The organism is Neisseria sp. P0006.S004, from assembly GCF_051963015.1.
Lineage (GTDB): Bacteria > Pseudomonadota > Gammaproteobacteria > Burkholderiales > Neisseriaceae > Neisseria.
In genome coordinates this window covers 105,169-118,083 of record NZ_JBQCUS010000005.1, presented here as the reverse complement: position 1 = coordinate 118,083, position 12,915 = coordinate 105,169, and the positions used below count along the sequence as shown (strand labels likewise).

14 protein-coding genes and 1 other RNA gene are annotated in these 12,915 nt (G+C 51.2%); all 15 read left to right on the top strand.

Features of this window, described 5'->3' with window-relative positions:
- Positions 1 to 2: 2 nt before the first annotated feature.
- The 15 genes from ACTHR2_RS08455 to hpaC all read left to right on the top strand — a co-directional run bounded on the left by ACTHR2_RS08455 (position 3) and on the right by hpaC (position 12,860).
- On the top strand, positions 3 to 782 hold the full coding sequence (locus ACTHR2_RS08455) for a methionyl-tRNA formyltransferase (protein WP_263338389.1): 780 nt from the start codon (positions 3 to 5) through the stop codon (positions 780 to 782).
- The gene (locus ACTHR2_RS08450) at positions 775 to 1,950 is read left to right on the top strand and encodes a DegT/DnrJ/EryC1/StrS family aminotransferase (protein WP_101756154.1); all 1,176 of its coding nucleotides are present in this window, start codon (positions 775 to 777) and stop codon (positions 1,948 to 1,950) included. The genes ACTHR2_RS08455 and ACTHR2_RS08450 overlap by 8 nt, the downstream gene beginning before the upstream one ends.
- Positions 1,951 to 2,058: 108 nt before the next feature.
- The gene (locus ACTHR2_RS08445) at positions 2,059 to 3,960 is read left to right on the top strand and encodes a polysaccharide biosynthesis protein (protein ID WP_263338395.1); all 1,902 of its coding nucleotides are present in this window, start codon (positions 2,059 to 2,061) and stop codon (positions 3,958 to 3,960) included.
- 43 nt (positions 3,961 to 4,003) lie between these two features.
- A complete protein-coding gene (locus ACTHR2_RS08440) occupies positions 4,004 to 5,131 on the top strand; it encodes a polysaccharide export protein (protein ID WP_440375609.1) in 1,128 nt (375 codons plus the stop codon).
- A 170-nt stretch (positions 5,132 to 5,301) separates the two neighbouring features.
- Positions 5,302 to 5,751, top strand: a complete 450-nt coding sequence (locus ACTHR2_RS08435) for a low molecular weight protein-tyrosine-phosphatase (RefSeq protein ID WP_440375608.1) — start codon at positions 5,302 to 5,304, stop codon at positions 5,749 to 5,751.
- Between the two features lie 26 nt (positions 5,752 to 5,777).
- The gene (locus ACTHR2_RS08430) at positions 5,778 to 7,937 is read left to right on the top strand and encodes a polysaccharide biosynthesis tyrosine autokinase (RefSeq protein WP_440375607.1); all 2,160 of its coding nucleotides are present in this window, start codon (positions 5,778 to 5,780) and stop codon (positions 7,935 to 7,937) included.
- 135 nt (positions 7,938 to 8,072) lie between these two features.
- Positions 8,073 to 9,062 carry an NAD(P)H-dependent glycerol-3-phosphate dehydrogenase gene (locus ACTHR2_RS08425; protein WP_114926378.1) on the top strand — a complete coding sequence of 330 codons (990 nt, stop codon included), beginning with the start codon at positions 8,073 to 8,075 and terminating at the stop codon, positions 9,060 to 9,062.
- 74 nt (positions 9,063 to 9,136) lie between these two features.
- Complete coding sequence (locus ACTHR2_RS08420) at positions 9,137 to 9,460, top strand: hypothetical protein (protein WP_263338408.1); 324 nt, start codon at positions 9,137 to 9,139, stop codon at positions 9,458 to 9,460.
- Positions 9,461 to 9,471: 11 nt separating this feature from the next.
- Complete coding sequence (locus tag ACTHR2_RS08415; RefSeq protein ID WP_003681511.1) at positions 9,472 to 9,774, top strand: cell division protein ZapA; 303 nt, start codon at positions 9,472 to 9,474, stop codon at positions 9,772 to 9,774.
- Positions 9,775 to 9,781: 7 nt separating this feature from the next.
- Positions 9,782 to 9,962: non-coding RNA, 6S RNA (gene ssrS / locus ACTHR2_RS08410), on the top strand.
- Positions 9,963 to 10,140: 178 nt separating this feature from the next.
- Positions 10,141 to 10,572 carry a 50S ribosomal protein L13 gene (rplM, locus tag ACTHR2_RS08405; RefSeq protein WP_003684605.1) on the top strand — a complete coding sequence of 144 codons (432 nt, stop codon included), beginning with the start codon at positions 10,141 to 10,143 and terminating at the stop codon, positions 10,570 to 10,572.
- A 12-nt stretch (positions 10,573 to 10,584) separates the two neighbouring features.
- On the top strand, positions 10,585 to 10,977 hold the full coding sequence (gene rpsI, locus ACTHR2_RS08400) for a 30S ribosomal protein S9 (RefSeq protein ID WP_003681515.1): 393 nt from the start codon (positions 10,585 to 10,587) through the stop codon (positions 10,975 to 10,977).
- 88 nt (positions 10,978 to 11,065) lie between these two features.
- A complete protein-coding gene (locus ACTHR2_RS08395; RefSeq protein WP_263338421.1) occupies positions 11,066 to 11,572 on the top strand; it encodes a protein disulfide oxidoreductase in 507 nt (168 codons plus the stop codon).
- Positions 11,573 to 11,911: 339 nt separating this feature from the next.
- The gene (gene hpaR / locus ACTHR2_RS08390) at positions 11,912 to 12,349 is read left to right on the top strand and encodes a homoprotocatechuate degradation operon regulator HpaR (protein ID WP_004520883.1); all 438 of its coding nucleotides are present in this window, start codon (positions 11,912 to 11,914) and stop codon (positions 12,347 to 12,349) included.
- A 10-nt stretch (positions 12,350 to 12,359) separates the two neighbouring features.
- Complete coding sequence (gene hpaC, locus ACTHR2_RS08385; RefSeq protein ID WP_263338426.1) at positions 12,360 to 12,860, top strand: 4-hydroxyphenylacetate 3-monooxygenase, reductase component; 501 nt, start codon at positions 12,360 to 12,362, stop codon at positions 12,858 to 12,860.
- Positions 12,861 to 12,915: the final 55 nt, after the last annotated feature.

Genomic DNA, 12,915 nt, shown 5'->3' with positions numbered 1-12,915 from the left:
CCATGAAAATCTTATTTATGGGTCGTAAACAGGTTTCCGCCAACCTGCTTCGTTTTTTGACCAAACAAGACCATATCGAAATCGTCGGTGTCTTGACCGACAGCCATCTGCAAGGCTCGCCGACCACGGCTGCCGCGCAGGAATTGGGCCTGCCCCTGTACACCTTCGATACGGCTTTGGAAGCAATGCGAGAAGGCCGTCTGAAATACGATTTGGGCTTGTCCGTCCTTTACTGGCGCAAGCTGCGTGATGAATTCCTGAGCATTCCGACTTTAGGCACAATCAACTTCCACCCTGCGCTGTTGCCCGAATACAAAGGCACAGGCGGCTACAACCTGGCCATCATGGACGAGCTGAACGAATGGGGCAATACCGCCCACTACGTCGATGCTTCCATCGATACCGGCGAAATCATCGAAGTGGACCGTTTCCCTATCGACGCCGAAACAGAAACCGCCCAATCGCTCGAACGCAAAACCATGCAGGCATTGGAAGATTTCGCACGACGCATCATCACCCGCGCCATCGAGTCGAAAACCAAATTGCCGACCACGCCAAACATCGGTGGCCGCTACGTCAGCCGTGGCGAAATGGAAGCCATGAAGCAAATCCGCGACGGCGACAATATCGAGAAGAAAATCCGCGCCTTCTGGTTCCCTCCTTACGACGGCGCATACGTCGAAATCAACGGTCAGAAATACACCCTGATCAACCGCCAACTGCTGGAAGAAATCGCCCCCAAAGGCTCAACCAGTCTTTTTGCAGGAAAAACAAATGCTTAATACATCACTCTCCCCATGGCCAAGCTTTACTCAAGAAGAAGCCGATGCCGTTTCCAAAGTCCTGCTGTCCAACAAAGTCAACTACTGGACAGGTACGGAATGTCGCGAATTTGAAAAAGAATTTGCTGCTTTTGTCAGCACGCAATACGCCGTCGCCCTTTCCAACGGTACGTTGGCTTTGGACGTAGCCCTCAAAGCAATGGGTATCGGCCAAGGCGATGATGTGATTGTCACTTCGCGCACTTTCTTGGCTTCCGCATCCTGCATCGTGACCGCCGGCGCAAATCCGGTTTTCGCCGATGTCGATTTGAACAGCCAAAACATCAGCGCCGAAACCATCAAAGTCGCTTTGACGCCAAACACAAAAGCCATCATCGTGGTTCACCTTGCTGGGATGCCTGCCGAAATGGACGACATCATGGCTTTGGCAAAAGAACATAACTTGTGGGTTATCGAAGACTGCGCCCAAGCCCACGGTGCGAAATACAAAGGCAAATCCGTCGGCTCTATCGGCCACGTCGGTGCTTGGTCGTTCTGCCAAGACAAAATCATGACCACCGGCGGCGAAGGCGGTATGGTAACCACCAACGACAAAGCGCTGTGGAGCAAAATGTGGTCGTACAAAGACCACGGCAAAAGCTACGATGCCGTGTACCACCGCGAACACGCACCCGGTTTCCGCTGGCTGCACGAAAGCTTCGGTACCAACTGGCGCATGTTGGAAATGCAGGCGGTCATCGGCCGCATCCAGCTCAAACGCATGCCCGAATGGACAGCACGCCGCCAAGCGCACGCCGCCAAACTGGCTGAAAGCTTGGGCAAATTTGCCAGCATCCGTTTGGTTAAAGTGGCCGACTACATCGAACACGCGCAATACAAGTTCTACGTTTTCGTCAAACCCGAACACCTGAAAGACGGCTGGACGCGCGACCGCATCGTCAGCGAATTGAACGCGCGCAAAGTCCCCTGCTATCAAGGCAGCTGCTCCGAAGTGTATTTGGAAAAAGCCTTCGACAACACGCCTTGGCGTCCGAAAGAGCGACTGAAAAACGCTGTCCAACTGGGCGACACCAGCCTGATGTTCTTGGTGCACCCAACCCTGACCGATGAAGAAATTGCGTTCTGCAAAGAAAACATCGAAGCCGTATTGGCTGAAGCCACGGCATAATCATTTTCAGACGGCCTGCAACTTCAGGCCGTCTGAAAAAATAAAACAGCCTGCTTCAAACAATCCGTACCAAGCCACATTACAACACTCAGACACAAGAAATATAAAATGAACTTGGAAACCCTGCTGGCTCTGCCGCGCAATCTAAAAAAAACCTTCTTCGTCATCCACGATATCTTGATGATATTCGTGGCGTTTTGGTTTGCCCAAAGCCTCAAAGTGCAATATTCCGACGAATGGTTGAGTATCGCCAACTGGCTGGCTTTTGGCAGCACCGCTGTGCTGACCATCATCCTTTTCATCCGTATCGGCCTCTATCGCGCCGTCACGCGCTTCGTCAGCATCCGCGTCCTGACTGCCGCCGCATTCGGCAGCATTATTTCAGCGGTCTTGTTCTGCCTGACCACCTTGATTTTTGAACAAAAACTACATCTTGCCCTGCCCATCGTCTATTTCTTGGTTTTGGTGGTCGGCGTCACCAGCTCACGTATGATCCTGCGTGCGATTCTGACCGATCATCACCGCAAACAAATGACCCCCGTCATCATCTACGGTGCAGGCCAATCCGGCCGCCAGTTGTTGGAAGCCATCAAACAGGTTAACGAATACTCGGCCATCGCTTTTGTCGATGACAACCCGAAAATCCAACGTACCGTCATCTATGACCTTGCCGTCTACAACCCCAACGAAATCCCGATGCTGATCAGCCGCTACGGCGTACGCAAAATTCTGCTGGCGATTCCAAGTTCTACACCTGAAGAACGCAAAGACATCATCCGCCGCCTCGAAGCATACAAATGCGAAGTCCTGACCATTCCGGGCATGAAAGATTTGGTGGACGGGAAAATCAGCGTCAGCTCATTGAAAAAAATCTCCGTGGTCGATTTGCTCGGCCGCGCCCCTGTGGCACCGCGCCCCGAATTAATGAGTGCCGACATCAGCGACAAAGTCGTGATGGTGACCGGTGCAGGCGGCTCTATCGGCTCCGAACTTTGCCGTCAGATTCTCAACTGCCGTCCGACCAAACTGTTGTTGTTTGAATTGTCTGAATTTGCCCTGTACAGCATAGACAAAGAATTGCGCGAAACTCAAGCCGCGCAAGGCAGCCAAGTCGAAGTCGTACCGCTTTTGGGTTCGGTTCAAAACAAAGAACGCCTTAGCAGCATCATGAAGGCCTATCACGTCGACACCGTTTATCATGCCGCAGCCTACAAACACGTCCCTATGGTCGAGTTCAACACCATCGAAGGCATTCAAAACAACGTGTTCGGCACACTCTGCTGCGCGCAGGCTGCCGTAGATGCGGGCGTTTCCACCTTTGTTTTGATTTCCACCGACAAAGCCGTCCGACCGACCAACACCATGGGCGCCAGCAAACGCATGGCCGAACTCTGCCTGCAAGCGCTTGCCGCCGAGCCGGAACAAAAAACACGCTTCTGCATGGTACGTTTCGGCAATGTATTGGGTTCGTCCGGTTCCGTTGTTCCTGTATTTGAAAAACAAATTGCCGAAGGCGGCCCGATTACCCTGACTCACCAAGACATTACCCGCTACTTCATGACCATTCCCGAAGCGGCGCAATTGGTTATCCAAGCCGGTGCAATGGGTAAAGGCGGCGACGTATTCGTCCTCGACATGGGCGAATCCGTCAAAATCATCGACCTTGCCCGTCAAATGATTGTCCTCAGCGGCCTCAAAGTCAAAGACGAGCAACACCCACACGGCGACATCGAAATCAAGATTACCGGCCTGCGCCCGGGCGAGAAACTTTATGAAGAACTGCTCATTGGCGACGAGGTGCAAAAAACCACTCATCCCCGTATTATGACCGCCAGTGAAGTAATGCTTCCATGGACGCAATTATCTGACATACTGTCAGAACTCCAAACCGCTTGTCTCCAAAGCGACCAAAACAGCCTGCGCCAGCTTCTGTTGCGCGCACCGACAGGCTTCGTACCCAAAGACGGTATCTGCGACTTGGTTTGGCAACAAAACAACAAGGCCGTCTGAACATTTTCAGACGGCCCGGACACCATACTGCAAGGACTACTACATGAAAAAAACGCTCTCCCTGCTTACTCTATTTGCACTGGCTGCCTGTAACAGCACGACAGTCATTCCCGGTTCGACCATCAAAACCCGAACCAAAACCATTGTTTACACCGACAACGACACCGCAGCCGATACCAACCTCGACAGCCGCGTTGCCGTTTACCCCATCACGCCCAACCTGATTGAAAAAATGCGTACGCCGCCCGTCCTTTCCCAAGCCAACCAAGGCTTGGAGCAAAGCAAAAGCGCTTACCGCTACCGCATCGGCAGCGGCGACGTCCTCAACATCATGGTTTGGGCGCATTCCGACCTCAACTCCCCCATCCAGCAAAGCAACCCGCAAACCAACCAAGTCAGCCGCGGCGCCTGGGTGGATGAGGGCGGTTACATCACTTACCCATTGGCAGGCAAAATTCAAGCCAAAGGCAAAACTTTGGACGAATTGCAAAACATCTTGACCAACCTTTTAAGACGCTACATCAAAAACCCCCAAGTCGCTATCAACGTTACCGAGTTCCGCTCGCAACGCGTTTCCGTTTCCGGCGCCATCAACCAAGCCGGCCAATTGCCGATTACCAATATCCCGATGACCATTTTGGATGCCATCAATCAAGCCGGCGGCGTTACCCAAAGCGCCGATACCCAGCACATCAAATGGACGCACAACGGCGTCGACCGCACCATCTCCCTGCAAAACATGCTGCAATACGGCGATATGTCGCAAAACCACCTCCTCAGCCATGGCGACATCGTTTACGTTCCTAACAGCAGCAACAACAAAATCTACATCATGGGCGAAGTCGGCAAACAAGCGACCCTGCCGATCGGCAACCACGGCCTCAACCTGACCCAAGCGCTCGGCGAAGTGGGCGGCATGAACCAAGCCTATGCGGATGCAACCGGCGTATTCGTGATCCGCCGCGTACCTGAAGATGCGGCCAAACCTATCCACATCTACCAGCTCAACCTGAAAGATGCGACCTCTTACGCACTGGGCAGCGAATTCAAACTGCGCTCCGAAGACACCGTTTACGTTACCGCCGCCCCGGTTACCCGTTGGAACCGCGTAATGTCACAAATTACCAACTCCATCAGCAACGTCAATACCCTCGACAATACGTTTAAATAAACAGTGGTTCCTGCTGTCAGACCCTTGTTTGACAGCAGGATACAAAATCACGCACAATCCGACCAAATTACATAAACGGCATATAAAAGCCGTACACACCGCACAAACGGAAAAGCAGTACCTTATAGTCTGACTCACGCTTTTTTCAGACCATAAACCGAAACAATATCATGTACCACAACATACTCATCGTCTGCCTAGGCAACATCTGCCGCTCCCCCACCGCAGAGCGGATCATGCAGAAAAAACTACCCGGCTACCGCATCAGCAGCGCCGGCATAAAAGCACTGGCAGGTAAGGATGCCGATTTCCAAGCCATCAAAACCGCACTCAAACACGGCGTTATCGTTGCAGGCCATACGGCACGCCAACTGACCGCCCCAATGTGCGAACAGGCCGATTTGATTCTCGTCATGGAGCCCAGTCAAATCGACATGGTGGCTGACATCCATCCTCCGGCACGCAGCAAAACCATGCTGTTTGCCCAATGGTTGCCTAAAAAAACCGTACCTGACCCATACAAACAAAGCAGTGAAATGTTTGAAGCCGTTTTTGAACAGCTCAATGCTGCCGCAGACACTTGGAAAACCAAACTAAACGGAAAAACTCAACCGGTATAAAACCGGCATGAACAAGAAAGCAAGCAATGAAAAAAACGACCTACACACCTTACAGCGCAGACAACGACGAAATCGACTTCGGCCAACAGCTGCGCGTAATTTGGACAAATAAATACAAAATCCTCGCTGCCCTGCTTGCAGGCGGCATTCTTGGCGCAGCCTTCAGCCTGGCATCCACTCCGCAATACCGTGCCGACGCCATGCTGGAAATTGAAACGCGACAAAACCAAATCCTGACCGAAATCAACAGCATCTTCAACAACCAAACCACGCCGTCTGAAGCAGAAGTCGAGCTGGTTCAATCACGCTTGGTGTTGGGTAAAACCGTTGACGACCTTCAGCTTGACCAAGAAGTCAAAGCCAAATACACACCCGTTATCGGCAGCCTGATGCACAACATCAGCGGCGACCCCGATCCTAAACTGACCGTTGGCAGCTTTACCGTACAAGACGAATGGTTCAACAAAACCTTCACGCTGACCGCCAAGAGCAACAAAGCCTATACCCTTACCCTGCCTGACAAACGCGTTGTAGAAGGCAAGGTCGGCGTGCCTCTGAAAATCAACAATCAAACCACCCTCAAAATCGATCAAATCTTGGCCAATCCGGGTCAAGAATTTGCGTTGACCAAGTTCTCGCGCATCAGCGCCATCGAAAACATCCAAAACAAACTGGCGGTCATCAGCAAAGGTAAAACCAGCCCCATCATCAACCTTACCTTTACAGGCACCGACCCTAAACGTACCAGCGTCATCCTCAACAGCATTGCCGACAACTACGTTGCGCAAAACCGCGAACGCGACGTCCAAGTCGCATCCAGCGGTTTGGCCTTCATCAGCGAAGAATTACCACGCTTGAAAGAAACCTTACAAGACGCTGAAAACAAACTCAATGCCTACCGCCAACAATCAGGCTCCCTCGACATTCCGCTCGAGTCCAAAGGCGCATTGGAAAGCCTGACCGGCATCGAAACCCAAATTACCCTGCTCAAAACCGAAGAAGCAGGTTTGGCCGAGCTGTACACGCCGGAACACCCTTCCTATAAAGCCGTATTGGACAAACTTGCCATCCTCGAACGCGCTAAAAACAAAATCAACCAACAAATCGCCGAGTTGCCGAATACCCAACAAGAAGTCATCCGCCTGACCCGCGACGTAGAAACCAACCAGGCTACCTACGTCCAACTGTTGAGTAAACAACAAGAACTCAACATCATGAAAGCCAGTGCGCAAGGTAATGTCCGCATCGTCGATTATGCCTATGTCCCTGAAAACCCTGTTGCCCCGCGCAAAGCCGTCATCACGCTTCTGAGCGCACTTGCCGCAGGCTCATTGACCGCTTTGTGGCTGATGATTCGCAACCGCATGAAAAACGGCATTACTTCATCCGAAGAAATCGAAAACCTCAATTTGGAAGTCGTTGCTCTTGTTCCGCACTCCAAAACCCAGCAAAAACGTGACTTCTTCAAAAACAAATTCAAAAAAACCGGCGGCCGTTCCAACTATCTGCTGGCCAGCGAAGACCGCGCCGACACGGCAGTCGAAGCCATCCGCGCCCTGCGCACCAATATCTACTTCTCTATGCTGGACGCGCCTAACAACGTCCTCATGATTACCGGTGCCGCGCCTGAGGCAGGCAAGTCCTTTATCTCCGCCAACCTCGCCGCCGTAATGGCGCAATCGGGCAAACGCGTCCTGCTTATCGATACCGATATGCGCAAAGGCTACCTCGACCGACTCTTCGGCCTTACCCCCGAGTTCGGCTTGTCTGACATCCTTAACGGCAAAGCGGCTCCGGCCAAAGCCGTACAAGAGACCGGCATTGAAAACCTTCATCTCATCAGCAGCGGCAGCTATCCTAGCAATCCGTCCGAGCTTTTGATGGACAACCGTTTCAACGAATTGCTCGCCCACGCGCGCCAACGCTACGATTACGTCATCTTGGACACGCCGCCCGTATTGGCCGTTACCGACGCCGTCATCATCGGCCAACATGCCGGCACCGTCCTGATGATCAGCCGTTATGCGCACACCCGTGCACGAGAGCTTGAGGCCAGCGTCGAACGCCTCAAACAAAACCACATCAACATCAAAGGTGTCGTCCTCAACGGCATGAAGCGCGAAGCCAACAACAGCTACGACTACTACGCCTACGATGCCTACCATTCCGGTAACAATAAATCATAAACCGAAGCAGGCCGTCTGAACTTTCAGACGGCCTAAGGCTTTTTAAACAGCACAAAATATTTTTCACAAACGCCGCCCTTGCACCCCAAAGCCGTTTGTTTTAAAGTAAGCCCCGTTCCCATATGGAAGAGAAACATGAAAATTACCGTCATCGGCGCAGGTTCGTGGGGTACAGCTCTCGCGTTGCACTTTGCGCAACACAACAATGAAGTTGCCCTTTGGACACGCAATCCCGACCAAATCCGCACCCTGCAAGCAGATCGCGAAAACAAACGCGGCCTGCCCGGCTTCCCTTTCCCTGAGTCCCTGACCGTTCACGCCGATTTGGGCGAAGCGCTGAAAGACAGCCAACTTGCCCTGATCGTTACCTCCGTAGCCGGCCTCAGAAGCAGTGCCGAGCTGCTCAAACAGCATAACGCCGCCGATATTCCCGTTCTCGCAGCCTGCAAAGGTTTTGAACAAGATACCGGCCTCCTGACTTTCCAAGTACTGAAAGAAGTCCTGCCTAACAATAAAAAAATCGGCGTTCTCTCAGGCCCGAGCTTTGCCCAAGAACTGGCCGCCCAACTGCCTTGCGCCGTCGTTCTTGCTTCCGAAAACAAAGACTGGGTGGAAGAAACCACCGCCCAACTGAACACCAATGTAATGCGCCTGTACGGCAGTACCGACGTCATCGGTGTTGCAGTGGGCGGTGCCGTTAAAAACGTCATGGCAATTGCCACCGGCCTTTCAGACGGCCTTGAATACGGCCTCAACGCACGCGCAGCCTTAGTAACACGCGGCCTTGCCGAAATCACCCGCCTTGCCATCGCCATGGGCGCACAACCCAAAACCATGATGGGTTTGGCAGGCATCGGCGACCTTATCCTAACCTGTACCGGCGCACTCTCGCGCAACCGCCGCGTCGGTCTCGGCCTCGCAGAAGGCAAAGAGTTGCATCAAGTGCTTGTCGAAATCGGCCACGTTTCCGAAGGCGTCAGCACCATTGAAGAAGTCTTCAACACCGCCGCTAAATACCAAATCGATATGCCCATCACTCAAACCCTGCTGCAACTCATCCGCAAAGAAATGACCCCGCAGCAAGTCGTTGAACGCCTGATGGAACGAAGCGCTCGCTTCGAATAAACGGTCGCGCCGTCTGCCATTCAGACGGCCTGACGCACAATATGACGGCCATCAGGCCGTCTGAAGGGAAACACATGAACCAATCACTGAACAATCTGGAAATCAACGTTTACCAACTTGTCCAAAAATTTGAAACGCTGGTTTCAGAAAACCGCCGTCTCAACGAAGAAATCGACAGACTCAAACTCGAGCAAGAGCAACAAAAACACCAACACGACGCAGCCATTGACGAACTCAGCGAAGCCTTGCTGGTTCAAGTCGGCAAACTCAAAGAAGACCTGCAAAGCAAAATTGACAACCTGACCGTCGAAAAAGAAAACTACCGCAACGCACTGGCCCAAAGTGCAGACCAAATCCGCAGCCTCATTGCCCGATTGCCCCAAGAAACACAACAATAAAAGGATGCCCCGTGAGTATCGAACAAGTCAATCTCGACATCATGAATGTCAACTTCACCATCAACACGCCGAGTGAAGAAAAAGCCACCCTCCTACAAGCCGTTGAAATGCTCAACAAAAAAAGCGACGCGATTAAAGAAAGCGGCCGCATCGTCGGCACGGACAAAATCGTCGTCATGGCAGCCCTCAACGTCGTACACGACCTCTTGAAAACCACCCTCAACGACGATTTGGCAATCGGTGAATTTGAGCGTAAAATAACCGACATGAACAACGCGTGCCAAAAAGCACTGGCGCGCTTGGAGCAAAACTAATTTCCCCTTTTCCCTGCGGTGTTCGCGAAGGCATATATTCCTTTGAACCAATACGTTCGCTTTAGGTTGCCGGGAGTTGTAGTGGGCGCGAGCGTCCGTTTGCCGGACGCACCCGAAACTACCCGAGGTGACCGCCTTGTCAGCAAGGTTCAAGCGGATTCAGCCCAAACGGCACTCGTGGGGATTCCCTAAAAAAGCCATACCGAAAGGTGTGGCTTTCCCCTTTCCGAGCAAAGACTTTCGTAAAGATTTCCGGCCGTCTGAAAAAACCGCATATTCATGTATCAAACACGCTCAATTAAGATTGACAAAAACCAATCTCCTCTTTAAAATCCATAACTTTCTATATATATCTGGATTCCAACCATGAAAACCTTCTCTGCAAAACCCCATGAGGTGAAGCGCGAATGGTTCGTCATTGACGCAGAAGACAAAGTTCTGGGTCGTGTCGCAGCCGAAGTCGCACACCGTCTGCGCGGCAAACACAAACCCGAATACACTCCTCACGTTGATACCGGCGATTACATCATCGTCATCAATGCAGACAAACTGCGCGTGACCGGTGCTAAATTCGAAGACAAAAAATACTTCCGTCACTCTGGTTTCCCAGGTGGCATCTACGAGCGTACTTTCCGCGAAATGCAAGAGCAATTCCCAGGCCGCGCTTTGGAACAAGCCGTAAAAGGCATGTTGCCTAAAGGTCCTCTGGGCTACGCCATGATCAAAAAACTGAAAGTGTACGCCGGCGCCGAACACGGCCACGCTGCACAACAACCTAAAGTTTTGGAACTGAAATAATAAGGACACGACATGAACGGTAAATACTACTACGGCACAGGCCGCCGCAAAAGTTCAGTGGCTCGTGTATTCTTGACTAAAGGTACCGGCCAAATCATCGTAAACGGCCGCCCCGTTGACGAATTCTTCGCACGTGAAACCAGCCGCATGGTTGTACGTCAACCTCTGGTTCTGACTGAAAATGCCGAATCTTTCGACATCAAAGTTAATGTAACCGGTGGCGGCGAAACCGGTCAATCCGGCGCCATCCGTCACGGCATTACCCGCGCCCTGATCGACTTCGACGCAGCCCTGAAACCAGCCCTGTCTCAAGCAGGCTTCGTTACTCGCGATGCTCGTGAAGTTGAACGTAAAAAACCTGGTTTGCGCAAAGCACGTCGCGCAAAACAATTCTCCAAACGTTAATACGTTTTCAGAATCGAATCAAAAAGCCTTGCCCTGCAAGGCTTTTTTCATTTATAAAATAATAATCCAATATCCCCCGCAATATATGATGAAAACCCTGCTCCACTACGCCAAATCATTGCTTCAGGCTGTGATTATCTTCATCTTCTTATCCCTGATTGTCGACTGGGTGCGCAAGCCTGACCAACCCTTACAATCAGCAGCGCAAACCCTCACTCTAACCAATGGCCAAACCACTTCCCTCCAATACTTCAGTCAGAACCGTGTTGCTGTTGTTTACTTTTGGGGTAGCTGGTGCGGTATTTGCTCGTACACATCGCCGACCATAGAAAAACTGCACCAAGACAATATCCCAACACTGGGCGTAGCCTTGCGCTCCGGAAGCGACGCGGACATTGCCCACCATATGCAACAAAACAATCTATCCTTTCCAAACTTCAACGATTCAGACGGCCTGATGGCTCAAAAATGGAATATAGCCGTCACACCGACCATTATCATATTAAAAGATGGCAAAATGATTCATCACACATCCGGACTTTCCAGTTATATCGGATTAAAAATTAGAATTTACTTGGCAAATATCTTCAGCTAAATTCATTGAAAATCCACTAAAAATAGAAAATTTAAAGAATAATTTCACCTGAATATATTCAACCAATTCCATTTCATAAATAAATAAACTATCTCTTTCCCAATAACATATGATTTTGTTGAGATTATAAAGAAAATAGACTAAGATATAACCATAAGAACAATTGGAAACATTATTATCAAAACAAACTGTTAGAGATCTTCATCTAATATTGTGGCAGTGATGCTTTTGTTCCCATGACCCGGCTGCCGACGGCAGCCTTAAAACAGCAATATTCGCCTTTATCAATCTACCTCACGCTTCAACGGTTTGATTTTTGATAACACCGGAGACTTAGTAATGCCCAACCAATCTAAACATGCATCTATCAATATCGGTCTGATTCAGGCACGGGAAGCATTGATGACCCAATTCCGCCCTATTCTGAACCAAGCCAATATTACTGACCAGCAATGGCGTATCATCCGGCTCTTAGCGGAAAACGGCACACTCGACTTTCAAGATTTGGCCAATCAGGCCTGCATCCTCCGTCCCAGCCTGACCGGCATTCTGACCCGCTTGGAAAAAGCAGGTTTGGCCGTTCGCCTGAAGCCTTCCAACGACCAACGCCGTGTTTACCTGAAACTGACGCCCGAAGGTGAGAAACTCTATGAATCCACCGGCGCATTGGTTGACGAGCGCTATGACGCAATTGAAAAAGTCCTCACCAAAGAAAAAATGGCGCAACTCAAAGAACTCTTGGCAGAGCTGGCAAAAATCGAACAGGCATTAAAATAAAGCGAGCCGGATGACAGATTCAACACACATACTCAAGAGATCCTTCCGAGATGCCATGGCCTCCTGTGCCGCCGGCGTGCACGTTATCACGACAGACGGCGAAGCGGGACGCTATGGCATTACTATGACTGCCGTAACTGCCGTTACCGACGAGCCACCGACGGTCATGCTGTGCATCAACCGCCAATCCGCCATCATTCCCATTCTGCAAGGCAACCGTGATTTGTGCATCAACACACTCAACGATGGCCAGCAGGATGTCGCTGAACACTTTGCCGGACTGACCGACCTCTCGCCCGAAGAACGCTTCGAATACCATATTTGGCATAGAGGACAAACCGGACAGCTAGAAGTCGAAGGCGCGCTGGCGCACCTGCACGGCAGCATTGTCGATCAACGCGAAATCGGCACGCATTACGTCTTTTTTGTTCAGATCAACGAAATCCGCAATACCGACACGCAAGCGCCGGCATTGCTGTATTTCCGTAGGCAATTCAAATCTTTGGCATAAATAAAGGTCTTAGGCCGTCTGAAACATCGGTTTCATTTTTCAGACGGCCTGAGAC